We start from the raw sequence: 24571 nt of genomic DNA on the forward strand, positions 1-24571 counted from the left end.
CCATAAAAATATACTAACTCCAATATTAATTAATACATAGGAAAAAGGTGATATAATATTTATGTAATTCGTAACAATATGAAAAGACAAATAATAATGGAATTCCCTAAAATATGTTATTATCTATAAGATAATAGCGGGAGAATAAAAGCCTAATGTTTACACTAATAAAATGAGGAGAAAGAAGGTAGTTTTTCTGGAACAGGCAAAACAGCTGCCTCCTATCTTAGAGGGATATTTGCAGTTAGCGGATGCAGTTATGATTACAGACGATAAACATATAATTTTAGATGTAAATAAAGAGTATGTCGATACAACAGGATATAAAAAAACAGAAGTGATTGGACAACAAGCTGGTTTTTTTAAATCCTATCTTACTCCAGCCAATACGTATGTCTCTTTAAATGAAGCGTTGCAGGCAAAACAGCCATGGAAAGGTGTATTGATTAATAAAAAAAAATGCGGCGATCTTTGGCATTCCTCTTTAACGATTACTCCTATGAAATATGAGAATACTTTTTATTATATCGGTATTTTTAGAGAATTGGAGCAGCTGAAAGAAGGAGTATATATTCCTGAAAATGAGAAGGCAGGAACAGAACGGGAATTATTGCGGGTGCTTGCTATTTCTTGTGAAATTCGAGATCCAGGAATTGAAGATCATCTATTAAATGTACAGCATTTAACAGAGCAGCTAATCATATCATTTCAAAAAAAGCATAGTAGTCGTTTTCCAAGTGCCTATCTTTATCAAATTATTCATGCGAGTATTCTGCACGACATTGGAAAAGCAGGCATTCCCGAGGGCATTTTATATAAACCTGGCAGTTTAGCAGAGTATGAAAGAAAAATCATTGAAATGCACCCATTAATGGGAGAAGATATGCTTAGCAAAATCTCAACAGGCTTACATAATGATTTTATTAAAAGTCTGGAAGTGGCAGAGAATATTATAAAATATCACCATGAAAGATGGGATGGAACTGGTTATCCTTATGGTCTTAAGGGAGAGGAAATTCCTTTTGAAGCAAGAGTTGTTGCTATTGTGGATGTGTATGATGCGTTAATATCCCGAAGATCATATAAAGATTCATGGCCAAAAGAAAAGGCGATTGAATATATCATCGATCAAAAAGGAAAGCATTTTGATCCAGAGCTGGTGGATGCATTTATGGAGATGTTTTAGCAGAAAAAATACAAAAAAGTGGCCTAGTTTGTTTAGACCACTTTTTTGTATTTTTTATTTTGATGCTTTTTCAACCATTTCTCGGAATTCATCATAAGTTTTTCCTTCAAATTTAACGCCGTTTACATAAATGGTTGGAGTGCCGGTAATATTTAATGTGTCTACATAAGATAAGTCTTTGTCTACTCGTTTTTGATAGTTTTCTTCTTTATAGACAGAAGCAACCTTTTCAGCATTTTCTTTTGAGGTCACTTCTTTTAGCGTGTCTGTTAAAAATTCTTCCGTATTAAGCTCTACATTTTCCTTGCTTGTATCATCTGGCTGTTTTTCATAAAGTAGCTCATGGAATTTCCAAAATGTATCATTGCCCAATTCCGCATATACGGCTTCTGCAAATACAGCAGCTCTTGTTGAATCGACTGGATGGATAAATGGATAATTCATAAAATAAAATTTTGCTTTTCCTGTATTAATAAAATCTTTTTCAATTAGTGGGAAAAAGGATTGATTAAAACTTTTGCAGACAGGGCATTTATAGTCGCCAAATTCAACAATGTTCACATCAGCTGCTTCTTCGCCAAGAAAGGGCTGGTCTTTGTAATCGAAATCAAATCCATCTTTTGGCTTATTAGCTAATATAACCAATCCAATTATGCAAACAGCAACAAGACCTATCATCCAATAGAGAAATTTAGAAGTTTGCTTTTTTTTTGCCGTTTTTTTTTGTTTTTTTGCCATTTTTTAGCTCCTTTTCTGTTTCAAATGGTATTTTTCAAGGATAAATTGACTGTGTTAATAAATAATGCAGATAAAATATGTATATAGCCAGTAAACGAAGCTATTTTTCATTTTAGGATGCTTCACTAAGAATCGTCAAGCTTTCTGTTTTTAATCCCATATTAACAGGCAGTAATACCCTAATTGTTCGCTTTGCGTCATTGTCTCGAAAAAACATCTGACTAAAAAAACTTCAGATGTTTTAAAGAATACTTGTTAGTTAAAATTTAAGGAAAAAAAAGCCTCTTCTTGTTCTACATCTTCTACATATTGAATGCCTTTATAGTCAAATCCTATTTTTCCAAGAATACGAAGAGCTTGTTTATTGTTAATTGTGCTTGAAGCTGTTATTGTCTGTACAAAATTTAAAGAGTGAGCATAGTTTAAACAAGCAATTGCGGCTTCTGTTCCGTAGCCTTTATGCCACATATCTTTTCTTAAGTGAAAAATAAGTTCTACATTCTTTAAAGATTCTTCAATATTAAATCCAGCGGCACCGATTACTTCTTCTGTTTCAAGGTGAACCACCCCGTAAACAGATAAGCCATATTCCAGTTGGGACTGCTGATAAAAAGACAGGACATCTGGGAGCAGCTCTAAAGACATGCTTCCACCGCAATCGCTCATAACCTCTTCATTTCCCCAAAAAAATCCGCATGCTGAGGTATCTTCTTGCTGCAATAATCGAAATCCTAATTTTTCTGTCGTAAATAAATAGCTCAAAATAAAACCCCTTCGCCATATGCTTTTAAAATTCTACTATAGAGGAAAGGGAGAGAAAAGTAAATTATCGTGTAAAACCAAAAGGGAATTTAATGAATATATTCATCATAATGCATGGTATGCGATGTAATATTGTTTGCAAGCAGATCAATATTACCATCATACATATGAAAGGTGAGGGAGGCATGGATGTGTTCAAATCTTTGTTCCGCATCATCTGCTTCTTTTAATTCAGCAGACCAATGAATTTTCGGAATGGCAATAATAAAACGGCCGTTATCTGTTTTCATCATATAAAGCTTTGTATTTTTCTGTCCACATTGAGAAATATCTTCTAATAAAGCTATCATATGGAAGCACCTCCAATATACATTAATCATAACACAATAAATGTAGGGTATAAAAAAGGAAGGCATTTTTAACTAAAATGTAATATTTATGTAAATGAGAGGGAATTTAGTCTGTTTTTGTCGCTTCATTTGCAGAGATAGAAACATAGTAAAAATAAAAAGACATAAAAATGAAATGGAGAATATAATTATATAACTTATAATTATCCTTTATACTCTTTTTTCTTTGCTTTTTTATAAAAAAGAGTATAATAAAGTTTTGTTTCTAAAAAAATGGGGTATCAACAAACTGAAATGTGCGCATTTATAAGTGTCTTTTGAATGGTAAATGCCATATATATATGAAAAAGGTGATTAACTATTAAAAAATACTGGAAACTTATAACCTTTATTGGAATGGTACTGCTTTTTGTTTTTTTCTTTTTCGAAACAGGCATGTTTCAAGCGATTCAAAAGGGAGAAATAAAGGCAGTTTCTTCGTTAAGCGAAAATATATTTTATACTTTACTTATTAGCCTAATTATTATGATTATCCAAAATACATTTACCCTCATTCCATTAATTTTTGTTATTACATTAAATTATTATTCTTTTGGATTTCTTAATGGATTTATTTGGAGTTGGCTTTCTAGTGTAGTGGCGGCTGTCATTGTTTTTTATGCTGTTCGTTTTTGGTTTCAGGATATGATTATTCGCCAAAAGCATCATGATTTTATCAAAAAAATCGAAAAAAAAGGGACCCATTATGTATTTTATGGAAGAGTATTTCCGTTTTTTCCTACAAGTCTCTTAAATATAATTGCAGGCATCAGCACCATATCAATAAAGGCATTTATTATAGGTACGTTGATTGGAAATTTTATTTATTTTTTTATTTTAAGTCTTATTCCATTTGGTTTATTTTCTACAGATATTCCTCCTGCTTTAATAATTATCCTTATTGCTTTAGCTATTCTTTTATTTTATTTGTTAAAAAAAACAAAACCTGCTTTTTTGCAGCAGCTAAAAAAGGAGAAAGAAAAAAGCAGCAATATCTAACTAAACCTCTCCTCTTCTATAATTTGGTGATTTTTTGAAACTTTTTTATTTGATGCCCGTATGCTTAGAGAGGAGAACTTTTTAAGCAGAAGGAGGAAGATAGATGTTATTATTCGTATTCATTATTGGAGTATTTATTCTTTTATCTTTTCTGACGAAATCTACTAATAGAACAAGGAATCATTCTACCAATTCTTTTATTCCATATCAAGGGAGCCATGATCATAGCAATTACTCTAGCACAGATGGAGGAAATGACTGCGGGGGATCTTTTGGTGGCAGTGACGGTGGTGGATGTAGCGGTGGCGGGGGAGATTAGATTACCTAAAACAGAAAAAATGCAGAGGGCAAACTATTCCCTCTGCATTTTTTCGTATTATTTCATAGAGCAGAAAGTTGTTATTACTAATTAATAAAACCAATTACGTATAAAGAATATATCAATATTAGTCATTACATTTTTTTATAAAGTAAGTAATAGATAGAAATATATGAACATATTAGGAAAAGGAGGGATAAAGATGAAGTCAAAACTTATAAAATAACCAAAATGAAATAAGCTTGCTTCTATGTTCGTAGGGCTAAGCCTATTTTTAACTTTCGAATAAATTTAACATAGCCTATAAATTAAAACATCATAGTATTTGTTAGTTTCATTGTTTTAATAAGTTTTAATTTTTAAATGAAAATACATAATGGAATATAAAAAAGTGTATAGTCACTGTGTTTTTTCATGAAATGCCTAGAAATAGCTTGCTGCAGTTGAGTTATCTAATTTTTGTAAAAGGACAGATTGTGATGGGCACCAACAAGGATCGAGCACAAATGCAATAGAAATAATAGTATGCATAATAAACAAAAGTATAAGATTTTTTCTGTTTTATCCGTATCTCTTCTGATTCTTTTTATCTATCATATCGAAAATTCAGGAATGATTTTTTACAGAAAATAAAAAAGTCGAAGTTAAGATAAAGTTAAGGAACTTCTATCATAATGAAGATACATTAGAGATAGGAGAGAATAAAAATGAACTTAATGAAAAAAGCACAATACTTTATTGGAATTATTGCAATGGCATTTTTGCTTGTACAGGGAGTAATGGATATAACGAACTACTTTAGCAGCGACAGTGAATCTCAGATGGCTACGATGGAAATGGGACAAATGCCAAGTATGGGGCAAAATGGAGATAATACAGCAAACGACAGTGGAAATACTTCAGGAGACACTAGTACTAGCAGTGATTCAAGTACAGCAACTGATGAAGAAACAGCTGGCAGCGATAGCGATACGCAAAGCCAAGCTCAAGGCCGAGGTCAAATGACGCCCCCATCTGGTGATTTCAGCGGCAATGGTCCACAACAAGGCGGCAGCGGTTTTAACAGCATCCATCAAGGGACTTCTGGTTTAGTTACAGGTATTATATTAGTATTGCTTTCTGGTGCAGGTTTAGTATTTACTGGAATGTCAGTAATGAGTAAAAGAAAAGAAGCTTAAAAAGAATAGAGCCATCATCCAAATTAATTTTGATAAATTTGGATGATGGCTTTTTTATTGAGATGCAACAATAGATTTTTCCAGCAGGTTATATGTATAATGAAAACGCTAATGCTAACCTTTAGTTGAGAGAGATGCAGACAACGAAAACAGAAAAAGAAAAAATGATTGCTGGTGGAATGTATAATCCATTAGACAAGGTTTAAGTAAAAGAAAGAGACCATACTTGTTGTATGACAAGTATGTTTAATAATACGATAGAAACAGAGTAGGAAAAAAGAGTGGAACTTCTCAAAAAGCTGTTTGGCTCAACAGAGGAGCAATTATATACAGAACCAACTTTCCACTGTGATTATGGCTATAATATTCATGTTGGCGAAAATTTTTATGCCAACTTTACTTGGTTATTATTAGATTTCTGTCCGATTATAATAGGAGATTATTGTTTTATTGCGCCAAGTGTTCATATTTATACAGCAACACATCCATTTGATCCGTTTAAGAGAAATTCTGGAGCGGAATATGGAAAATCAGTGACAATCGGCGACAATGTTGTTGTTGCATCAGATTCTGTTGTAACAAAAAATGTCCCAGCAGATATCGTTGTCGGAGGAAATCCTGCCAAAATAATAAAACAAATAGAATTAAATAAGTAAGTGAAATGCTAGGTAATGCAGTTTCTGCTATTCCTAGCATTTTCTTTTGCAGTTAATAATATGTCGGAATACTATTCATGTAATAATTTGGGTAGGCTGGATACGTATACTGCCCATAATTGCTATAGTGAAAGTTTGAATGATAATAAGGATTTTGGGTTATTAAAGTATCAGGAGTAGTGTAAAAGGGAGCAAAAATAGCTGGGTTTAGACCTCCGGGATTGGCGACAGTTGGAACAGCGCCTGTAGGGACAGCTCCGACACCAACAGCTCCAAAACCAATAGCGGGAGCAACTGGAACGGCGCCTATTCCTGCTCCACCATGTACACGATTAATAGAATGTATTGGAAACATATTTCTTCACCTCTCCTTACTATATGTGAGGAAAATAGAGATGTTACCTCAGCTTGTAAGCTCGATATTTTTGGAAAAACTATTTCTGGAAAGAATTTCATAAAGGGTTCAAACGATGATTTATATTTTCTTTTGGTAATAGGACATGAATCTATGTTTGATTGGATTGATGCAAAGCAGTGTGAAAGGGACTGATGATTAGAAGTCAGGAGTGTTTTTGATAAAGTCTTTCCATAATTTTCTCATTTTCCTTAATCGCTGGGTACAGCAGTGGTGCTGCAGCACCACTGTTATAGCCTTGAAAAAATACCGTCAGCAAATTCATACAATGGTTATCCAAATGCATGGAAGCCAGACCTGCCAAAATCAGTGTTAACAGCGGGAGAGCTGCAAAATAAACTATACACAAAAAAGAAAAAAACTAAATGCTGGACGTTCTTGCTGTTAAGGTCCGTTTTACCGTTCCCGTCTTAGGGTAATTAAGAAAAAGAATAGAAACGAAACATTCACAAAAATAAGGAGTGAAGAAATGGGAAGATATGTGGAAGTTGAAAAAAATGTATCATTATACGTGGAAGATATCGGCGAAGGGCAGCCAATTGTGTTGATTCATGGTTGGCCATTATCACAGCAAACTTTTGAATACCAATTGAATGAACTTCCTAAGCATGCTCGTGTGGTTGCCATTGATTTAAGAGGGCATGGAAAATCAGATTGTCCTATCGATGGATATACGTATGATCGTATGGCAGATGATATTAGGGCAGTAATTGATGCCCTCGATTTAAATAATATCGTCTTGGCTGGGTTTTCTATGGGTGGTCCAATTGCAGTCCGCTATATGACAAGATATGCTGGATATCGAGTGGAAAAACTCGTATTAATGGCTGCAGCTGCGCCTGTTTTTACACAAAGAGTGGATTATCCTTATGGCATGAAAAAAGCAGAAGTAGATGAATTGATTCAGCAAATAGAAGCAGATAGACCACTTGCTTTAGCTGGATTTGGAAAAAAATTCTTTAATAGCGACATTTCAAAGCCATTTTCCAACTGGTTCCAACAAATTGCATTAAGTGCATCTTCTTATGGCACCATTCAAGCAGCAGTTTCCTTGCGTGATGAAGATTTACGGATAGAATTGCCTGCTATACAAGTTCCAACTCTTATTATGCACGGCAAAAAAGATCAAATTTGTCCATTTGAATTTGCATTAGAAATGGGTGAGCTTCTGCCAAATGCAAAACTTATTCCTTTTGAAAACAGTGGCCATGGTTTATTTTATGATGAAAAAGAGGAATTTAATAACCAATTAGTGCAGTTTATCCAATCGAATCGAACGATTGCTTTCTAGTGTCGGGATTCCAATTACTTTAAGCTTTGACTCTCCCCCCTGGTTTATAACATCAGGGGGCTAACCTGTTTGTTTAATTTTTGCTGTTTTTGGAAATTATGGGGGGGAGATGTTTAACAAGAGTTTAAAATAGCAACTTGTTCATAGAATTGTCACAGTTTAAAGGAAGAAATTCTTTTCCTATCGATAGCCATTTGTTATGATGAAAATTGAAAACACTATCAAGATGTTGTTTACAATAGATTGTGAAAAAACAAACAGATAAAAGAGGAGAACATACAATGCTACATAAAAAAAATCTATTATCCATATTTGCCGCAGTATTGGCTATATTTTTAGTTGCTTTTCCTGCCAGCGCTCATGTTACGGTGAAACCTGCCACTTCGATCACAGAAGCTTGGGAAACATACAGCATGAAAATACCTGTTGAAAAAGACATTCCTACAACAAAAGTTGTCCTAAAGATTCCGTCTACTGTTGAATTTAAAATGTACGAACCTGTTGACGGCTGGAAAACAACAACACAAACAGATGACAACGATAAAGTGACAACGGTAACGTGGGAAGCGGAAAATGATGCTGCAGCAATTCAAGCAGGACAATACCGAATTTTTACTTTTACTGCACAGAATCCTGCTGATGCAGGCGAGGTCGCATGGGATGCTTATCAATACTATAAAGATGGAAGCATTGTAGAGTGGACTGGCGACGAGGATGCAGATCTTCCACATTCTATAACAGAAGTTACAAAATCAAATGCTGATGTAGACAGCCATGGACACAATCATGATACTGCAGATGATGAAGCAGCAGAAGAAGACCATGAGCATAGTGTAAGCACTTCTGTTGGAACAATCCTTTCTATCATTGCCATTATTGTTTCTATCGCTGCGATTATTCTAACATTTGTTAGAAGAAAATAAGAATGAAAAAAAACTGATTCGTATATGGGTCAGTTTTTTTGTAAGCAAATAAATAGGTAATTCAAACGATAGTCATTATACTAATAGTATGGAAATAGGTTTAACTATGCTGCTTTAATGGAATAAAAAGAGTGGATGACTATTTCCATCTGAAAAAGGAGCTGAAGTGGCATGAAATTTACAATTACAGATCAAGCAAAAAAAAAACTAAAAACATATGACTTGCCAGAAGATGCAAGTTTTAAAATAACGTCTATCTTTAGCGGTGGCTGCAGTTACACGTATAATTATGAATTTGTTTTAGATCATATCCAAGCAGATGACACAAAATTTGAAGATAATGGCATGACGATTTATTTGGATGCATTAACACTAAAACATATTAATGAAGATTTAAAATTGGATCATGTAGATGGAACTGGTTTTCGCTTAATTGGACCAAGTCAAATTTATTCTTTTCATTTGAATGTAAAACGCAAAATACAATAAAAGCAAAAGGTGCAGCTAATTAGTGGCACCTTTTTTTGAATGGAAAATTTTTATTCTTCCGAACCGTCTTTTTTCGGACCATCAAAAGCCAACTCTACTAAGCTAAAAATAAGGGTCGTGATAAGTTGGACCGAACTTCCCAATTGGACTGAATCCATCCAGTTATCTGCAATAGAAAAACAAGTCCATATAATAGAAAAAATAAGCAAAAAGGACAAAAAGAGTTGTAACCAGTTAGATGGGATAATAGCATGTATAAAAATTCTGAGGACTTTAATGATAATATCTCCAATAACGCTTATTAAAAGAAAAACAAGAACAAATAAAAACAGGGATTTAAGTGAATCATAGTGTACATTTAATAAATGAAAAAGCCCTAATAAACCAAAATAATAAAGACCAATTATCATCAGCAAAATGACGGATACAGCAAACGCAATAATGGCAATAATTATTATTTTTTCTTTTAAAGGCTCTTTCCTAAACGGTTTTTCTGTCTTCATATATCAGCACTCCTGACAAAATTTTCTGATGCTTGTTATTTATAGTATAGACGGTGTCAGATCACTTTTTAAGAGGGGATTTATACATAAAGCAAAGAGCAGTTTCTTGACAAATTATAGATAGTATTAGACAATAACTACCGAACGGTCGTTAGTTAAAAACAATAGCTTAAAGGAGGAAAACAGATGAACCGTTATTGGATGATGGTGTTTGGAGCAGGATTTATTGAAGTAGCTTGGGTATCTGGATTAAAATATGCGGCGACACCACTTGAATGGATTGGAACAGGGCTTGCAATCATTGTTAGTTTTTTTATCTTAATTATTGCAACAAATCATTTGCCTATAGGAACGGTGTATGCGGTTTTTACAGGACTTGGAACAACAGGAACGGTTATTGCCGAAATTATTATTTTTCACGAACCTGTCCTCCCGTTAAAATTAGCGCTAATTGCTATGCTGCTTATTGGCGTTATCGGATTAAAAATTGTGACAGATAGGCAAAAAAAAGAGGGGGATATGTGATGGCTTGGTTTGCTTTAATTATTGCGGGTTTATGTGAAGTGTTTGGCGTTATCAATATTAAACGTCTTACGATGAAGAAATGGGATGCACTGATTTATCTTACAATCGGTTTTATTTTAAGTTTTGCGATGTTAACATATGCTATGAAGACAATTTCTATGGGAACAGCCTACGGAGTATGGACAGGAATTGGCACAGTAGGCTCTGCGCTTGTTGGCATGTATATGTATAATGAGCCAAAGGAGTGGACACGAATATTTTTTATTGGATTGATATTAGCTGCGACTATTGGCTTAAAAGTGATATCTTAGTTTGTTTATACCCATAAGTAGGAGGATTATATGTGAAAAAAGAGGAACTGAAAAAAGCAGCACTTAAATTTTTTGCTCTAAATGGTTATGAAGGAACATCATTAAATCAGATAGCAGATGAAGTAGGCATCAAAAAATCTTCCATCTATTCTCATTATAAAGGCAAAGATGAGCTCTTTTTAGAAGTAGTAAGAGAGGCTAAACTAACGGAACTTCAAATGAAAAAGGACTATTTTCAAAAGAATAGCAAACTAGATGCAAAAGAATTTTTGTATGGATATTTAGTGTATATAAAAGAGATCTTCCAGCAAAATCAAAGCCTTAAATTTTGGTTGAGAATGGGTTTTTTTCCACCGGTACATCTATACACAGTTGTCCAAGAAGAAGTAATGGAAGTGGAGATTTTTCAAGAAAAATGGCTAGAAAAGATGTTTTTGCATTGGATAGAGCAGGGAAATATTATAGTAGAAAATGAAAGAACAGCCACGATTGCTTATAATGGCGTCTTAATAGCGATGATGGTAGAACTGGTATATTATGAACAAACAAAACGAGTAGATGAAAAAATAGCGGCACTATGGACGGTTTTTTGGCAGGGAATAAGCTAACTGCAACCCGGTACATGCAGTTGTTTAGTCTGCAACCACAAAAATAACTAATGTATTTATTAGGACAATATAGTAAAATACCTTAGGACAGTTGCAGTCTTTTTAGAGAATTGAGGTATTTTTTTATTATGCGAAATAAAAAAATTAGAATAATCATCGTACTATCCATTGTTATGCTTCTATTTTTTATCTGCTTAAATTTAATCATTTCCTATATGTCTATGAAAAATTCGGTGGAAGAAGCGATTGCCAATCAAAATTTGAAAAGCGCTAAATCAATCGCAGAAAGCATCGATACAGAGAAGTATGAAACCTTTTTAGAGAATCCTGTCAGGAATAAAGAGTATTGGGAAATTAGACATTTTTTAAATGACTCTCGTGAAAAAATTGGCGCATTATATGTGTATACATTAAAGATAGATAATAATATTTATTCAAAAGACATGATTATTGGAGTGCCTAATGATGTGTCAGGATTTCCTATTGGCGAAAGATGTACGGTTCCAACGAAACAGGTAAGACTTGCCTTAGAGGGAAAAGACTATACAACAGGTGTTTTAAACGATCCAAAATACGGAGATTATCTATCTGTAGGTGTACCAATCAAAGATGAGAATCAACAAATAATTGGCTATTTAGGCATAGATATCAGTACAGAATTAGTCAAAGATATTGAATATAAAGTCTTAGTAAACAGCACTCCTATTATTTTGATTAATATTTTATTTGTTTTTGTTCTGCTTATCGCCTTTTTTATCATGAATCGCTGGTATCATAAAGAATTGCAGAATGAAATCAATCATACAGAGGATACGTATCAAAAAGAGGTCCTTTCCTTAATGTCATCTGTTCATTCCTTCCGCCATGATTATTTAAATCATATTCAAGTGGTTCAAGGTCTTTTGAAAATCGGAAATCAGGAACAAGCACTTCAGTATGCGAATCAATTATTAAAAGAAGCGAATGCCCTAAAGACCAGTGAAACAATTGTGATTGGCAATCCAGCCCTTTCTGTTTTGCTGCAAACGAAAAAAATGGCGGCGCAAAATCGTAATATCATTATGGAAGTAAAGTCCACAGACACTGACTTTATGAAAATAAAATCCATTGATATTATTAAAATTCTCTCTAATTTAATTGATAACAGCATGGATGCAGCAGAAGAACTCCCAGAGTCTTCTAGGAAAATTTTTGTATCGTGTGAGGAAAAAGAGGACCACTATGTATTTCGTGTATCCAATACAGGTCCTCTTATTGCTAATCTAGAAAAGATTTTTGAAAAAGGATACACAACGAAAAAATATTATCCTTCTGTCACACGAGGCTTTGGTCTTTCGATTGTAAAAGAAACGGTAGAGCGCTATAAAGGAACGATACAAGTGGATTCTAATGAAGAAAAGACAACTTTTATTGTCACTATTTCTTTGATTTAATTAAGCGTTGCTTGCGGCAGGGCTGTCCAATAAGTCGATTTTTTCGGCTATTGGATGGCTCTTTTTTTATAGTTGGTTTGAAAAGGGGGTGGCCGCGAATAAATTGGGTAGTTGCTGATTTTTCAGCATGAAATGGTCAAAGTATTTGTTGCACAAATGAAACTAGCCAACAAAAACTGGTGGCGTTCTCACAAACTGTTCAAAAAGAGGCAATAATAAATAAGAAGAATGCCTCTTTTTGGAATCTATCCATATTTTTAATTTTCTATTTTCCCTAAATTTTTCCTCTTGAAAACAGCTTTTGTCGGTTTAGCTTAGTTTGTCTGGTGAATGTTTTTGGCAATGTCTTGCAAACTTGCAGCAAATTGTTCGACTTCTATTGGAGAAGTATTTCTTCCAAAGGAGATGCGCACTAATTCTTTTGCTTCTTCGTCAGAATATCCTAATGCTTTCATCGTTTTAGAAGGTGCCTGCTGGCCAACTTGACAGGCGCTTCCAGTTGAAATGGCAAATCCTCTTCGATTGCTTTCCAAAAGCACCCATTGCCCCTCCGTTTGTTTTATTCTTAATGCAATAATAGATGGAAGCTGTGCCTCGTTTTCTATAACAGACAGGGATGGATAATTTTTTATTTTCTCTAAAAATAGCTGACGCAATTTGTTATAATGAGTGGATTCTTCCGAAATAAGCTGATTTGCTTTATTTGCTGCAATAACCATCGCTACAATTCCAGGTGTATTTACCGTACCAGGGCGAAAGCCATTTTCATGGGTGGTATGTGGATAAAAGCTTTTTCCATTTAATCGGGGGTGGATATAACAAGCGCCAACCCCTTTAGGACCGTAAAATTTATGGCTGGATAAAGAAAATCCATCTACCATTGTGCTTAAGTCAGGAATTGGAAGCTTGCCAAAACTTTGCACAAGATCACTATGAAATAAAAGCTGATATTTTCGGCAGATAAAGCTGATTTCTTCGATTGGCTGGATGGCTCCTGTTTCCGAATTGACATGTTGAATGGAAACAATAGCGGTATTTACTTGAATGCTACTTTCTAATACAGCAAGATCAATTGCTCCTGTTGCGGTATATGGCAGATACGTAATTTCGTAGCCTTTTTGTTCTAGTATTTTCATGGTGCTATGAATGGAAGAATGCTCTCCCATTGCAGTAATAATATGATTTTTAGAGGAAGGCAAACTAGACAATAAAGCATGGATCGCTAAAAAATTGCTTTCCGATCCGCCGCTTGTAAAATAAAGCCCCTCTTTTTGTGCGCCTAATATGCTGGCTAATTGTTTGCGGCAATTCTCCAAAATATGCTGGGCATCCCCACCGATATCATGAAGACTATTTGTATTGGCAAAATAGTTTTTTGAAATTTCTATATAAGCTAAAAGAGCATCCTCATCAATTGGACATGTTGCCGCATAATCTAAATAAATCAAAATAGTTTCCTCCTAAAAGGGATTATAAATAGTGTTTAATAAATAAGCATTTAGCTAGATAGAAATAATCATATCTTTTTAGAATAAAATGCTTGTCATAATTTTAAATCTATGTAAATATAAGTGTCAAGACACCTGTTAAGAAAAGAGGGCGAAAATGTTGAAATCAGATGTACTGATTATTGGCAGCGGAATGGCTAGCTTACAATTGGCAAAATTATTATCTCGTGACCTACATGTGATTATTCTCACAAAATCTAAGCAGAATGACAGCAATTCCTATTTGGCACAAGGAGGCATTGCTGCATCAATCAGCCCACAAGATAATGATGATAAACATGCCCTCGATACATTGGAAGCAGGCAGATTTCATAATAATAAACAAGCAGTGGAAGAAATGACTAAACATGCTGCCGTCCTTATTTATGAATTGGCAAATAACGGCTGTTTATTTGACCGTAATAAAGATGGCCGGCTGCTCCTTGGCATGGAAGGAGCACATAGTGAATCGAGGATTGTCCATGGCGGCGGGGATGCAACAGGAAAAACAGTAGTGGAGTTTTTAAGCAAGCAATTAACGGACAATATAACCATAGTGGAAGACTTTTTTGTAGATGAACTGCTATTAAATGACAAGAATGAATGCATCGGAGCAAAAGGATTAAATGCACAAAATGAAAAAGAAGCTTATTTTGCCACACATACAGTAATTGCTGCAGGAGGTTGTGGACAAATTTATGAGTACACTTCAAGTGCTGAGACCGTAACTGGCGATGGAATAGCTCTTGCCTATTTGGCAGGAGCAAAAGTGTATGATATGGAGTTTATGCAGTTTCATCCTACCCTTCTTTCTGTTGGCGGAAAAACAGTTGGTCTTGTATCAGAAGCGGTTAGAGGAGAGGGGGCTGTTCTCATAACAGAAGCGGGTGAGCGAATTATGAAACATATTCATCCCTACGAAGACCTTGCCCCTCGCCATATCGTTTCCCAAACGATATACAGCTATTTGAAAAAGGGAGAAAAGATTTATTTAGATAGTAGCCCAGTAGAAAATTTCGAAAAAAGATTCCCTTCCATTACGAAAATGTGTAAAGATCATCAAATCAATTTGGCAGAAAAAAAACTTCCCGTTGCACCAGGCAGCCATTTTTTAATGGGAGGAATTGCAGCAAGTTTAGATGGAAGAACATCGATCAAAGGGCTATATGCAATCGGTGAATCTGCTTGTACAGGTTTTCATGGAGCGAACCGCCTTGCAAGCAACTCTTTGCTAGAAGGTTTATATATGGGAAAAGAACTGGCAAATCTGATTAATAGGAATAAAGAGACAAAAAGAAGCTGGAGGATAAAAGAAGGAGTACTCCCATCTATGCCGATTTATTTACCGGAAAAAAGGGAACTAAAAAGGAAAATGATGGAGCATGTTGGCATTGTCCGTAATGAAGCCAGTTTGGTTAATCAGCTTGAATGGATAAAAAGCTTTGGAATAAAAGATTATCGCATGGTGCAAAAGGGAAATTACAGTAAACAAGAAAAAGAAACAGCATTTATGCTCCTTGTATCTTGGCTCATTACAAAATCTGCTTTAGAAAGAACAGAAAGCAGAGGAGGACATTTTAGAAAAGACTATCCTTTTGAACAAACAGAATGGCAGAATCGTTTGATTATGCAGCAATTGGAAAGGAATGAACAAAATGAACAAGTTAAAACTCAAAAAACAGCTGGAATCCTTTTTTATTGAAGATATTGGCGAAGGAGATATTACGACAGATACGATATTTCCTAGCAGTAAGAAGGGGGAAATTGTATTTATAGCTAAAAGTAATGGCATATTTTGCGGTAGAGATGTGATTGAAACAGGCTTTCAACTCCTGGATCCAACAATGGAGATTGCTTTTTTTAAGGAAGATGGCGAAACAGTAGAAATCGGAGAAAAAATTGCCACAGTAGCTGGCAGTGTTGTTAACCTGTTAAAAGGTGAAAGAGTCGTATTAAATCTTATCCAAAAAATGAGTGGTATTGCAACGATCACCAATCAAGCGGTAAAAACATTAAACAGTGTCTATACAAAAATTTGTGATACAAGAAAAACAACACCAGGACTCAGAATGTTAGAAAAATATGCCGTAACAAAGGGGGGAGGCTATAATCACCGCTATGGATTATATGATGCTGTGATGATTAAAGATAATCATATTTCCTTTGCAGGCTCGATTACAGATGCCGTGAAAACAGTAAAAAAATCGATTGGCCATACGGTGAAGGTGGAAGTGGAAACAGAAACAAAAGAACAAGTATTAGAAGCCCTTGAAGCAGGAGCAGATATTATTATGTTTGATAACCGCAAACCAGATGAAATCAAAGAATGGATCCAACTTGTGCCAGAAACGGTAATAACAGAGGCCTCAGGAGGGATCACTCTTGATAATTTAGCGTCATACCGAGACGCAGGGGTGGATTTTATTTCACTTGGGTTTTTAACCCATTCGGCAGTGGCATTAGACATTAGTGTTAAAGTCAATTTTTAACGATTAAAAAGGGTTAGAGGGGGAAATGGTGGATGAGCATGCTAGAGCAATTACAAGTGAAAACGGGTAGACTGCCAGAAAAGTATACAAAAATGGCAACAGCAGAGCTTGAAGAAAGAGTAGCGAAAGTAAAACAGGAACTCGGCAAACGATTATTTGTGCCAGGCCATCATTATCAAAAAGATGAAGTGATTCAGTTTGCAGATACTACTGGGGATAGTTTAAAACTTGCACAAGTGGCTGCTGAAAATAAGGATGCAGAATTTATTGTGTTCTGCGGTGTCCATTTTATGGCAGAAACTGCCGATATTTTAACAGAACCACACCAAAAAGTATATTTGCCAGATATGCGGGCAGGCTGCTCTATGGCCGATATGGCCGATATTTATCAAACAGATCGTGCGTGGGAAACGCTGCAAGCAATGTTTGGTGATACAATTATGCCCCTAACCTATGTAAATTCAACAGCTGCGATTAAAGCATTTGTCGGCGTTAACGGGGGAGCAACGGTTACATCCAGCAATGCGGAAAAAATGGTTTCATGGGCATTGACGCAAAAGGAAAGACTATTATTTTTGCCTGATCAGCATTTAGGAAGAAATACGGCCTTTAATTTAGGCATTCCTTTAGCAAATATGGCGGTTTGGAACCCTATACTGGATCAATTAGAGTACGATGGGGAGATGGAAAATATTCAAGTGATTTTATGGAAAGGGCATTGCTCTGTCCATGAAAATTTTACGGTTGAAAATATTAGACAAGTCCGCAGCGACTATCCAGACATGAAAATTATTGTCCATCCAGAATGCAGACGGGAAGTGGTTGCTTTGTCTGATTATGCAGGATCTACTAATTATATTATTGATGTGATAGAAAAAGCAGGACCAAAAAGCTCCTTTGCGATTGGGACAGAAATGAACCTTGTAAAACGAATTATAAAAGACCATCCAGATAAACACATTATTTCTCTAAATCCAAATATGTGTCCATGTTTAACGATGAACCGCATTGATTTGCCTCATTTTCTCTGGTGTCTTGAATCGCTAGAGACAGGATTTGAAGATAATCGCATTATTGTTAATGAACCAACTGCAAGCAATGCAAAACTTGCGCTTGAAAGAATGCTTGCTTTTTCTTAAATATAGAGAAAAACAAAAACCTGCCCCCAAAAAAAGTGGCAGGTTTTTGTATAGAAAAAATAAATAGCAGTGCTATAATTAACTATTTTAAAAAAAATAATAGAAAATTTAATAATATTGTAACTTTTTTTCTTTTCATTCGTTTAAGTATATAGATAGAAAAAATGGATGTTATTTTCCAATTATGTTTGTTGAATAAAGAAAAAGGAGTTGTAGTGTTACATGTGGCTGTCGATAGGTATTCTGCTAATCTATTTTGTCCTGTTTTATCGTGATTTATTTTTCGCAAAAAAAGCGCAGTTAAAGAGAGTGGATATTGCCGAGCAGGATGAAGTAGAAAAGAAGCGAATCGAAGATATAAAAACGCTGCATGAGCTGCAATATGTTTGGGACCATGCATGCTGGCAAGAAGAGAATGTCAGCATGCCCAGGCTAGAAGATATGGATATACATCTTTGTTATGTATACAGCCCTAATATCCCAGAGTCAATTGAAAATTATAAAATTTGGTTCTCGAGCAGCAGCACTGAAATCATTAATCCTATTGCCCATACATACGCATATTTAGAGGGAGAAGCTGCTAATAAAGTGAAAGAGATATTATTAAGTCAGTCAAAGTGTATGTGAATGTTGATCTCCATACCAGTTCATTACATATTTTTTCATTAGTTGCCATTAGTGTAAAGATAGAAATGGCTTCTTTACTCTGTATTTTTGTGAATGAATTCACAATATGTATTTTTTAATGACAATAGGTTCAGGATTCTTTACTATTAAGGTAAATATTGTATTATTTTCCGATAAATCTTAATAAGAGGAGAAGAAATAAATTGTTTTTCCAAAAAGATAAAAAAAAAGCTTCTATACCTTGGCAAACCAAAAAGGAAGTATATCTTATAGCCTATTTCCTGACAGGCAATAAGGAAAAAGCGTATTTTTTAACGGAAAAAGTACTGCTTAAGAAAAAGTTTACATATCAGCAAAAGCAGTTCGAGGACTATGTTAAAAACCTTTATAAGCTATGGAGGAAATTTGAAGAACACGATAAGAAAACAGGGAAAGACGATAATCATTTTTTGCTTTTGAACTTGCCGAAACTGTCAGAAGAAGAACAAATGATTATCCTTCTTCGTTATGGAAAAAACTTTCCTATCGATAAAATTGCCAAAATTCTGCATATGTCAGTCCGTAAAGTGAGAACCTGTTTAATAACTACGTTGTCAATTTGGAGAGATTCGAAACGCTTTTCTTCTCTAGAAACATATCGAGAAGCTTTTCAAAAATGCTGGGGCCAAGTGGAGGTGGATGAGCTAAAACTTTCTTCTATTGAAGATGGCAGCAATCATAAGACCAGCAAGGGTAATCGAAAGAAATGGATCGCTGTGCCTTTTTTTATCTCTTTTATTTTCATAACCGGAGGAACAGTTGATGCTGCTCTTATCAAAAAAACAAAAGTTAGTGCTGGTCCGGATATTATCAAACTATTTAAAGAAGGAACAATAGAATCAGAAATAAATAAAAAATTGGAAAAGCAGGGGTTTTATAATTTTTATCTTTCTGTTTATCACGAAGAAAAAGTTATTTACATGTATTTGGATAAGAAAAGGAATACCAACGAAAATAAAAAAATGCTTGCAATTGTAAACACCGTGCTAAAGGAGAGGAAAGCTGAGTATAATGTTGTTTTAGATTATTTTGATACGGTAGAAACAGAAGATACAGATAGTAAAATAACTGAAAAAGAGGAAAACGAACATCAAATGATGGAAGAAGCGTCTGACTTGAGGGTGCGCCAGGTCTCCATTTTTTCTGTAGATATGGAAGAAGAAAAATGGACCTTATGGGTTCCCAATGATTTTTCAGGCAAAGAAAAAGTGGATTTGCTAGAAAAAATGGAGCAAATACAAAAAAAGTATAAAGACAAAAGAAAAATTTCTTTTCATTATTATAATGAGAAAAAAATAGAAAGTGAAGCAAGATGGAGTCAACTGTTGCCATATATAACAGAAGCATTGGAGCTAAATGAAAACTATCATTTTCGTAATGTAGAACTCCGTTATAAGCATGGTGTAATGGAGGTCGCTATCTATACCGATCTGCTGAAAGAAAACAAAAAAAGTAAAGAGACAGCTCAAGAAATGGAAAGAGGAGTTAGAAAATTTATTGAATCAAAAGAATTGGCGGATATTACAAAACAAGATAAGTATCAACTAAAAATAACTGGAGCTGGTGGAGACAAGTTAAGATAGAAGGAAAAGAATAAGGGTGGCTGAAATAAGAATCTATTTTGAGCTAGGCAGATGCTTATATTCAGCCTCCATTTCTAATATTTTGGTGAATGATTTTCACTTAAGAGTTCTCCTTGTTCATCATCATAATCAGAGTCATCAAGATAAATAGAAAAGTCTTCGTCTTCTTCGTTAATCTGAAAAATGCTGAGCAATTGTCGAAGCATTTATTTAAGCCTCCTTCTCTATAATTCAATGGGATATATTATTAATATATCCTTATTTTTTGCTGATTATTCGAACATGGGATGTTACAGAAGGCGTTTTTTAAAATGAAATAAACAATCGCAACAGGCAGAGGAAAGCAGGATAAAGCAGTGGTTTTTACGTATAAAGTTAGAACATTTGGCAATAATGCTATAAGATGTGAAGGAAGTGCATTTGTGGTAAAATAAAAGATATCATGGAGTGATTACCAAAAATGCAAGTAAAGGCAGTTGAAATGGATTGACAGAAAAAGAAAAGGTAGTGGTTTTGATAGGTCCTACCGCTGTTGGCAAAACGAAATTAAGCATTGAACTCGCCAAAAAATTTAATGGTGAAATCATTAGCGGTGATTCGATGCAAATTTATAAAGGAATGGATATTGGCACTGCCAAAATCTCAAAAGAGGAAATGGAAGGAATTCCCCATCATCTTATTGATATTATCGATCCAGATGATTCCTTTTCTGTTGCAGAATTTCAAAAATTAGTCAGAGAAAAAATCAGCGAAATTACAAAAAGAGGGAAAACTCCTTTTATTGTCGGAGGAACGGGCCTTTATATACAGGCAGTTCTTTATGATTATCAATTTGAAGAAACAAAAACAGACTTAGATTATCGCCGTCAAATGGAAAAAGCTGCCGAAGTGAAAGGAGCAGAAGCCTTGCACCAGCAGTTAATGCAAATAGATCCAATAGCTGCCGAAAAAATTCCTTATCAAAATGTCCGCCGTGTTATCCGGGCTCTGGAAATACACCATGTTACGGGAAAAAAGGCTTCTGAATGGCAAGAAGAGCAAAAAAAAGAATTGCTTTATGATGCAGCAATTATTGGTTTAACAATGGATAGAGAGCTTCTTTATAGCCGCATTAATGAACGAGTGGATAAGATGATTAATCAAGGGCTTTTAGAGGAAGTAAAAGGCTTTTATGAGCAGAATTTGCGAGATTGCCAATCTATTCAAGCAATCGGCTACAAAGAAGTTTATAAATATTTTGACGGCCTTTCGACAAGAGAAGAAGCAGTCGATGAATTAAAACAAAATTCAAGAAGATATGCCAAAAGACAATTTACTTGGTTTCGCAATAAAATGAGTGTACAATGGTTTAATATGACAGAATGTGTGAAAAATAATAACATTCAAAAAAAAGTAGAAGAAATTTCGAACTTTTTGGAAGGAAAGCTCGAACGGAAATAGAATACATACTAGTAGCGAGAAAAGAGGAGGATATTCATGAAGCAATCTGTTAATATTCAAGATCAATTTTTAAACCAACTAAGAAAAGATGGTGCAAGTGTTACCGTATTTTTAATAAGCGGCTATCAAATTCGCGGCGTGATTAAAGGATTTGATAATTTTACTGTCTTATTTGAATCAGAAGGAAAACAGCAACTTGTCTATAAACATGCTATTTCAACTTTTTCTCCGTTAAAAAATGTGCATATTGATTTAGAAGGAAATCAAGCTTAATAAAATAATCCAAAAAACTTCACACAAACTTTTGTGTGAAGTTTTTTTGCGCAAGTTTTTAGGATTTCAAAAAAATCATAATGATTGCACTTATCGTTGAATATATATATTTTATGGGGGAATTTGAGAATTATTTTGCATCATAAGATATAAGCCGGATTGGTCTATTAGGAGGTGTGGCTTTTGGAAAATCCGATAAGGATGAAAAACAATGGACAGATTACGGTAATGATTAACTCGCAGAAAAAAAAGGTTCTTCCAAGAGAGCTGCCAGAAAACAAGCCAATCCCTAAAAATCTGCCAAGTGAACATGCAGCACTTAGGGAAATAGAAGAGGAATTAGGAAGCCTTGTTGGTATGGATGAGATGAAAAAAATGATCAAAGAGATATATGCTTGGATCTATATAAATAAAAAAAGAGAAGAGAATGGTCTGAAATCAGGCAAGCAAGCACTTCATATGATGTTTAAAGGTAATCCAGGAACAGGAAAAACAACGGTTGCAAGATTAATTGGCAAGCTATTTCAAAAAATGAATGTTTTATCAAAAGGACATTTAATTGAAGCAGAAAGAGCTGATTTAGTAGGAGAATACATTGGGCATACCGCCCAAAAAACAAGAGATCTTGTAAAAAAAGCAATGGGAGGAATTTTGTTTATAGATGAAGCTTATTCCCTTGGAAGGGGAGGAGAAAAGGATTTCGGCAAAGAGGCAATTGATACCTTAGTCAAGCATATGGAAGATAAACAGCATGATTTTATTTTAATTCTTGCAGGCTATTCAAGAGAGATGGATTTTTTTCTATCGTTAAATCCTGGTCTTCATTCCCGTTTTCCCCTTGTCATTGACTTTCCAGATTATTCAACAGAGCAGTTAATGGAAATCGGCTATCGAATGCTGGATGAGAGGCAGTACACACTAAGCCATGAAGCGGAAAAGGTGATAAAAGACCATTTAGCTTCTGTTCGAAGTGAACAAAATACAAAAACATTTTCGAATGGAAGATATGTGCGCAATATTATTGAAAAATCCATAAGAGCTCAAGCAATGCGTCTTTTAATGCAATCTAACTATGACAGGCATGAATTAATGACAATTCGCAGCAATGATTTAATTTTTGAAAAAAAGGATAGTGATTATTAAAACGCCACTAACTGTTTGATAGTTAGTGTTTTTTTTCGCATATTAACGGGCAATATTAAAAGAAGAAGGAGGAGAAATCTAGATAGGGAAAACGTCCGCTATTGGATGGTTTTTTTTATGGAAAAATTAGAATTTTGTCAGTTTTTGTTGTTTTCCTATTATAAAGAAAAAGAAGGAAAAAAAGCTGTAACTATTGAAAAGAGTATGCTAGTGTATAGAAACATGGATATACTAAAATTATTCTATCCTTTTGATAGTGTTGATGGATTTTTATATCATGGATAGATAAAATAATGGGTTTTTTAGAAAGAAAACGTTTTTTTTGCTATCATTTAAGTAAAAAGGAAGGAGGTCTGCTTACATTGGAAGAAACAAAGGAAAAAGTTATATTAGTGGGCTGTCAAACCACAGATGATACGAAAAGGTTTGACTATTCAATGGAAGAATTGGCGAGCTTAACAGAAACCGCAAATGGAGAGGTGCTAGTGTCCTTGACACAAAATCGCGACCGCATCCACCCGTCTACCTATATTGGAAAAGGAAAGGTAGAAGAATTAGAAGCATTGGCGGAAGAACTAGAAGCAGATATTATTATTTTTAATGATGAATTATCGCCAAGCCAAGTGCGGAATCTTTCCAAAAATATTGAAGCAAGAATTATTGACCGTACTCAGCTGATTTTGGATATTTTCGCAGGGCGAGCGCGCTCTAAAGAAGGAAAACTGCAAGTAGAGCTAGCACAGCTTCAATATTTGCTGCCAAGATTAGGAGGCCAAGGGCTGCAGCTATCTAGACTTGGTGCAGGAATTGGAACAAGAGGACCTGGTGAAACAAAGCTTGAATCAGACAGACGTCATATTCGCCGCAGAATTGATGACATTAAAGGGCAGCTTCAAGTAATTGTACAGCACCGGGACCGTTACCGGGAAAGAAGGAAAAAAAACCGCGCCTTTCAAATTGCCCTTGTCGGTTATACAAATGCGGGCAAATCGACGTTGTTTAATCGTTTGGCAGAAGCTGATTCTTTTGAAGAAAATATTCTGTTTGCCACACTTGATCCAATGACAAGAAAAGTAATATTGCCAAGTGGTTTTACCGCCCTTATTACAGATACAGTTGGATTTATTCAAGATTTGCCGACAACATTAGTGGCGGCATTCCGTTCTACATTAGAAGAAGTGAGAGAAGCGGATTTGCTGCTTCATGTTGTGGATATGTCTAATGAAGAATATTTTCAGCATGAACAAACTGTACATAAACTGCTTAATGATTTAGATATGCCAGAAATGCCCCAACTTACAGTCTATAATAAACGAGACTTGATGTATAAAGAATTTGTGCCAACATCCACTCAAGATAGTATCATGATGTCAGCATTAAATGCAGATGACCGGGGAACTCTGAAGCAAAAAATCGAAAGCATTATGATTGAAAACATGGATTATTATGAAGTGGAAGTGCCAGCTGAAAATGGCAAACTGCTATCTCAGTTGAAAAATGAAACAATATTAAGAAGCTTATTTTTTGAAGAAGAAAAACAGGTATATGTGTGTAAAGGCTATTGTTTAAAAGAGCATGCATTAAACACCAAGCTAACACAGCTGAAAGGAATTTGAGGAGAAAAAA

Annotated in this window: 28 protein-coding genes and 1 pseudogene; 22 read left to right on the forward strand and 7 right to left on the reverse strand. The window is 34.8% G+C overall.

Annotated elements, in window-relative coordinates:
- Nucleotides 1-238: 238 nt before the first annotated feature.
- Nucleotides 239-1186 carry an HD domain-containing phosphohydrolase gene (locus CWS01_RS08930; RefSeq protein ID WP_235852009.1) on the forward strand — a complete coding sequence of 316 codons (948 nt, stop codon included), beginning with the start codon at nt 239-241 and terminating at the stop codon, nt 1184-1186.
- A gap of 54 nt (nt 1187-1240) precedes the next feature.
- On the opposite strand, the gene CWS01_RS08935 is transcribed toward CWS01_RS08930, so the two are convergent.
- From CWS01_RS08935 to CWS01_RS08945, 3 genes are all read right to left on the reverse strand, one after another.
- Nucleotides 1241-1924 (reverse strand): DsbA family protein, encoded by a 684-nt coding sequence (locus CWS01_RS08935; protein WP_101176851.1) that lies wholly within the window; start codon nt 1922-1924, stop codon nt 1241-1243.
- A 255-nt stretch (nt 1925-2179) separates the two neighbouring features.
- Nucleotides 2180-2686, reverse strand: coding sequence for a GNAT family N-acetyltransferase (locus tag CWS01_RS08940; protein WP_101176852.1), 507 nt, complete (start codon nt 2684-2686; stop codon nt 2180-2182).
- 89 nt (nt 2687-2775) lie between these two features.
- Nucleotides 2776-3036 carry a YueH family protein gene (locus CWS01_RS08945; RefSeq protein WP_157827608.1) on the reverse strand — a complete coding sequence of 87 codons (261 nt, stop codon included), beginning with the start codon at nt 3034-3036 and terminating at the stop codon, nt 2776-2778.
- Between the two features lie 435 nt (nt 3037-3471).
- Here CWS01_RS08945 and CWS01_RS08950 point away from each other — a divergent pair, with 435 nt between their 5' ends.
- From CWS01_RS08950 to CWS01_RS23455, 4 genes and pseudogenes are all read left to right on the forward strand, one after another.
- Nucleotides 3472-4074, forward strand: a complete 603-nt coding sequence (locus CWS01_RS08950; RefSeq protein ID WP_157827609.1) for a TVP38/TMEM64 family protein — start codon at nt 3472-3474, stop codon at nt 4072-4074.
- A 103-nt stretch (nt 4075-4177) separates the two neighbouring features.
- Complete coding sequence (locus CWS01_RS08955; RefSeq protein WP_101176855.1) at nt 4178-4393, forward strand: hypothetical protein; 216 nt, start codon at nt 4178-4180, stop codon at nt 4391-4393.
- Between the two features lie 707 nt (nt 4394-5100).
- Entirely contained in the window at nt 5101-5571 is a 471-nt protein-coding gene (locus CWS01_RS08960) for a hypothetical protein (protein ID WP_101176856.1), read from the forward strand.
- A 533-nt stretch (nt 5572-6104) separates the two neighbouring features.
- A pseudogene (locus CWS01_RS23455) lies at nt 6105-6206 on the forward strand (acetyltransferase); the annotation flags it as partial.
- A 73-nt stretch (nt 6207-6279) separates the two neighbouring features.
- Here the strand turns inward: CWS01_RS23455 and CWS01_RS08970 are convergent.
- Nucleotides 6280-6582 (reverse strand): hypothetical protein, encoded by a 303-nt coding sequence (locus tag CWS01_RS08970; RefSeq protein ID WP_101176857.1) that lies wholly within the window; start codon nt 6580-6582, stop codon nt 6280-6282.
- Between the two features lie 529 nt (nt 6583-7111).
- On the opposite strand from CWS01_RS08970, the gene CWS01_RS08975 reads away from it, so the two are divergent.
- The 3 genes from CWS01_RS08975 to CWS01_RS08985 all read left to right on the forward strand — a co-directional run bounded on the left by CWS01_RS08975 (nt 7112) and on the right by CWS01_RS08985 (nt 9345).
- The gene (locus CWS01_RS08975) at nt 7112-7933 is read left to right on the forward strand and encodes an alpha/beta fold hydrolase (protein ID WP_101176858.1); all 822 of its coding nucleotides are present in this window, start codon (nt 7112-7114) and stop codon (nt 7931-7933) included.
- A 281-nt stretch (nt 7934-8214) separates the two neighbouring features.
- Nucleotides 8215-8856 (forward strand): YcnI family copper-binding membrane protein, encoded by a 642-nt coding sequence (locus CWS01_RS08980; RefSeq protein ID WP_101176859.1) that lies wholly within the window; start codon nt 8215-8217, stop codon nt 8854-8856.
- 171 nt (nt 8857-9027) lie between these two features.
- Entirely contained in the window at nt 9028-9345 is a 318-nt protein-coding gene (locus CWS01_RS08985) for an iron-sulfur cluster biosynthesis family protein (protein ID WP_101176860.1), read from the forward strand.
- Between the two features lie 50 nt (nt 9346-9395).
- On the opposite strand, the gene CWS01_RS08990 is transcribed toward CWS01_RS08985, so the two are convergent.
- Nucleotides 9396-9848, reverse strand: a complete 453-nt coding sequence (locus tag CWS01_RS08990; protein WP_101176861.1) for a YrvL family regulatory protein — start codon at nt 9846-9848, stop codon at nt 9396-9398.
- A 186-nt stretch (nt 9849-10034) separates the two neighbouring features.
- On the opposite strand from CWS01_RS08990, the gene CWS01_RS08995 reads away from it, so the two are divergent.
- The 4 genes from CWS01_RS08995 to CWS01_RS09010 all read left to right on the forward strand — a co-directional run bounded on the left by CWS01_RS08995 (nt 10035) and on the right by CWS01_RS09010 (nt 12725).
- Complete coding sequence (locus CWS01_RS08995; protein ID WP_101176862.1) at nt 10035-10373, forward strand: DMT family transporter; 339 nt, start codon at nt 10035-10037, stop codon at nt 10371-10373.
- Entirely contained in the window at nt 10373-10684 is a 312-nt protein-coding gene (locus tag CWS01_RS09000; RefSeq protein ID WP_101176863.1) for a DMT family transporter, read from the forward strand. The genes CWS01_RS08995 and CWS01_RS09000 overlap by 1 nt, the downstream gene beginning before the upstream one ends.
- A gap of 32 nt (nt 10685-10716) precedes the next feature.
- Nucleotides 10717-11292 carry a TetR/AcrR family transcriptional regulator gene (locus CWS01_RS09005; protein WP_101176864.1) on the forward strand — a complete coding sequence of 192 codons (576 nt, stop codon included), beginning with the start codon at nt 10717-10719 and terminating at the stop codon, nt 11290-11292.
- 128 nt (nt 11293-11420) lie between these two features.
- Complete coding sequence (locus tag CWS01_RS09010; RefSeq protein WP_101176865.1) at nt 11421-12725, forward strand: GHKL domain-containing protein; 1305 nt, start codon at nt 11421-11423, stop codon at nt 12723-12725.
- A gap of 314 nt (nt 12726-13039) precedes the next feature.
- On the opposite strand, the gene CWS01_RS09015 is transcribed toward CWS01_RS09010, so the two are convergent.
- Nucleotides 13040-14173: an IscS subfamily cysteine desulfurase gene (locus CWS01_RS09015; protein ID WP_101176866.1), complete on the reverse strand. Its 1134-nt coding sequence runs from the start codon at nt 14171-14173 to the stop codon at nt 13040-13042.
- Between the two features lie 157 nt (nt 14174-14330).
- On the opposite strand from CWS01_RS09015, the gene nadB reads away from it, so the two are divergent.
- The 5 genes from nadB to CWS01_RS09040 all read left to right on the forward strand — a co-directional run bounded on the left by nadB (nt 14331) and on the right by CWS01_RS09040 (nt 20089).
- The gene (nadB, locus tag CWS01_RS09020) at nt 14331-15914 is read left to right on the forward strand and encodes an L-aspartate oxidase (RefSeq protein WP_101176867.1); all 1584 of its coding nucleotides are present in this window, start codon (nt 14331-14333) and stop codon (nt 15912-15914) included.
- Entirely contained in the window at nt 15868-16701 is an 834-nt protein-coding gene (gene nadC / locus CWS01_RS09025) for a carboxylating nicotinate-nucleotide diphosphorylase (RefSeq protein WP_101176868.1), read from the forward strand. Before nadB ends, nadC begins: the two co-directional genes overlap by 47 nt.
- 32 nt (nt 16702-16733) lie before the next feature.
- On the forward strand, nt 16734-17840 hold the full coding sequence (gene nadA, locus CWS01_RS09030) for a quinolinate synthase NadA (RefSeq protein WP_101176869.1): 1107 nt from the start codon (nt 16734-16736) through the stop codon (nt 17838-17840).
- 222 nt (nt 17841-18062) lie between these two features.
- Entirely contained in the window at nt 18063-18467 is a 405-nt protein-coding gene (locus CWS01_RS09035) for a hypothetical protein (RefSeq protein ID WP_101176870.1), read from the forward strand.
- A 203-nt stretch (nt 18468-18670) separates the two neighbouring features.
- Complete coding sequence (locus CWS01_RS09040; protein WP_101176871.1) at nt 18671-20089, forward strand: sigma factor-like helix-turn-helix DNA-binding protein; 1419 nt, start codon at nt 18671-18673, stop codon at nt 20087-20089.
- A 74-nt stretch (nt 20090-20163) separates the two neighbouring features.
- Here CWS01_RS09040 and CWS01_RS23155 read toward each other — a convergent pair whose 3' ends face one another.
- A complete protein-coding gene (locus CWS01_RS23155) occupies nt 20164-20295 on the reverse strand; it encodes a hypothetical protein (RefSeq protein ID WP_268877061.1) in 132 nt (43 codons plus the stop codon).
- A 280-nt stretch (nt 20296-20575) separates the two neighbouring features.
- On the opposite strand from CWS01_RS23155, the gene miaA reads away from it, so the two are divergent.
- The 5 genes from miaA to hflX all read left to right on the forward strand — a co-directional run bounded on the left by miaA (nt 20576) and on the right by hflX (nt 24561).
- A complete protein-coding gene (gene miaA, locus CWS01_RS09045) occupies nt 20576-21529 on the forward strand; it encodes a tRNA (adenosine(37)-N6)-dimethylallyltransferase MiaA (protein ID WP_101176872.1) in 954 nt (317 codons plus the stop codon).
- Nucleotides 21530-21565: 36 nt separating this feature from the next.
- Nucleotides 21566-21802 (forward strand): RNA chaperone Hfq, encoded by a 237-nt coding sequence (gene hfq, locus CWS01_RS09050; RefSeq protein ID WP_101176873.1) that lies wholly within the window; start codon nt 21566-21568, stop codon nt 21800-21802.
- 183 nt (nt 21803-21985) lie between these two features.
- Complete coding sequence (gene spoVK, locus CWS01_RS09055; RefSeq protein ID WP_101176874.1) at nt 21986-22945, forward strand: stage V sporulation protein K; 960 nt, start codon at nt 21986-21988, stop codon at nt 22943-22945.
- Nucleotides 22946-23062: 117 nt separating this feature from the next.
- On the forward strand, nt 23063-23230 hold the full coding sequence (locus CWS01_RS09060; RefSeq protein WP_157827610.1) for a hypothetical protein: 168 nt from the start codon (nt 23063-23065) through the stop codon (nt 23228-23230).
- A gap of 77 nt (nt 23231-23307) precedes the next feature.
- The gene (gene hflX, locus CWS01_RS09065; RefSeq protein WP_235852010.1) at nt 23308-24561 is read left to right on the forward strand and encodes a GTPase HflX; all 1254 of its coding nucleotides are present in this window, start codon (nt 23308-23310) and stop codon (nt 24559-24561) included.
- The last annotated feature ends 10 nt before the right edge of the window (nt 24562-24571 follow it).

The organism is Niallia nealsonii, assembly GCF_002835805.1.
Taxonomy (GTDB): domain Bacteria; phylum Bacillota; class Bacilli; order Bacillales; family Cytobacillaceae; genus Niallia; species Niallia nealsonii.

Excerpts from the sequence above, each read along its gene's own strand:
- nadB (WP_101176867.1), top strand. The coding sequence starts at position 14,331 with ATGTTGAAATCAGATGTACTGATTATTGGCAGCGGAATGGCTAGCTTA.
- hfq (WP_101176873.1), top strand. The coding sequence starts at position 21,566 with ATGAAGCAATCTGTTAATATTCAAGATCAATTTTTAAACCAACTAAGA.
- nadC (WP_101176868.1), top strand. The coding sequence starts at position 15,868 with ATGAACAAGTTAAAACTCAAAAAACAGCTGGAATCCTTTTTTATTGAA.
- CWS01_RS09060 (WP_157827610.1), top strand. The coding sequence starts at position 23,063 with ATGGAAAAATTAGAATTTTGTCAGTTTTTGTTGTTTTCCTATTATAAA.
- CWS01_RS08995 (WP_101176862.1), top strand. The coding sequence starts at position 10,035 with ATGAACCGTTATTGGATGATGGTGTTTGGAGCAGGATTTATTGAAGTA.
- CWS01_RS08990 (WP_101176861.1), bottom strand. The coding sequence starts at position 9,848 with ATGAAGACAGAAAAACCGTTTAGGAAAGAGCCTTTAAAAGAAAAAATA.
- CWS01_RS08955 (WP_101176855.1), top strand. The coding sequence starts at position 4,178 with ATGTTATTATTCGTATTCATTATTGGAGTATTTATTCTTTTATCTTTT.
- CWS01_RS08970 (WP_101176857.1), bottom strand. The coding sequence starts at position 6,582 with ATGTTTCCAATACATTCTATTAATCGTGTACATGGTGGAGCAGGAATA.
- nadA (WP_101176869.1), top strand. The coding sequence starts at position 16,734 with ATGAGCATGCTAGAGCAATTACAAGTGAAAACGGGTAGACTGCCAGAA.
- CWS01_RS09035 (WP_101176870.1), top strand. The coding sequence starts at position 18,063 with ATGTGGCTGTCGATAGGTATTCTGCTAATCTATTTTGTCCTGTTTTAT.
- CWS01_RS09000 (WP_101176863.1), top strand. The coding sequence starts at position 10,373 with ATGGCTTGGTTTGCTTTAATTATTGCGGGTTTATGTGAAGTGTTTGGC.
- CWS01_RS08935 (WP_101176851.1), bottom strand. The coding sequence starts at position 1,924 with ATGGCAAAAAAACAAAAAAAAACGGCAAAAAAAAAGCAAACTTCTAAA.
- CWS01_RS08960 (WP_101176856.1), top strand. The coding sequence starts at position 5,101 with ATGAACTTAATGAAAAAAGCACAATACTTTATTGGAATTATTGCAATG.
- CWS01_RS08945 (WP_157827608.1), bottom strand. The coding sequence starts at position 3,036 with ATGATAGCTTTATTAGAAGATATTTCTCAATGTGGACAGAAAAATACA.
- CWS01_RS23155 (WP_268877061.1), bottom strand. The coding sequence starts at position 20,295 with ATGCTTCGACAATTGCTCAGCATTTTTCAGATTAACGAAGAAGACGAA.
- CWS01_RS08985 (WP_101176860.1), top strand. The coding sequence starts at position 9,028 with ATGAAATTTACAATTACAGATCAAGCAAAAAAAAAACTAAAAACATAT.
- CWS01_RS09010 (WP_101176865.1), top strand. The coding sequence starts at position 11,421 with ATGCGAAATAAAAAAATTAGAATAATCATCGTACTATCCATTGTTATG.
- CWS01_RS08975 (WP_101176858.1), top strand. The coding sequence starts at position 7,112 with ATGGGAAGATATGTGGAAGTTGAAAAAAATGTATCATTATACGTGGAA.
- CWS01_RS08950 (WP_157827609.1), top strand. The coding sequence starts at position 3,472 with ATGTTTCAAGCGATTCAAAAGGGAGAAATAAAGGCAGTTTCTTCGTTA.
- CWS01_RS08980 (WP_101176859.1), top strand. The coding sequence starts at position 8,215 with ATGCTACATAAAAAAAATCTATTATCCATATTTGCCGCAGTATTGGCT.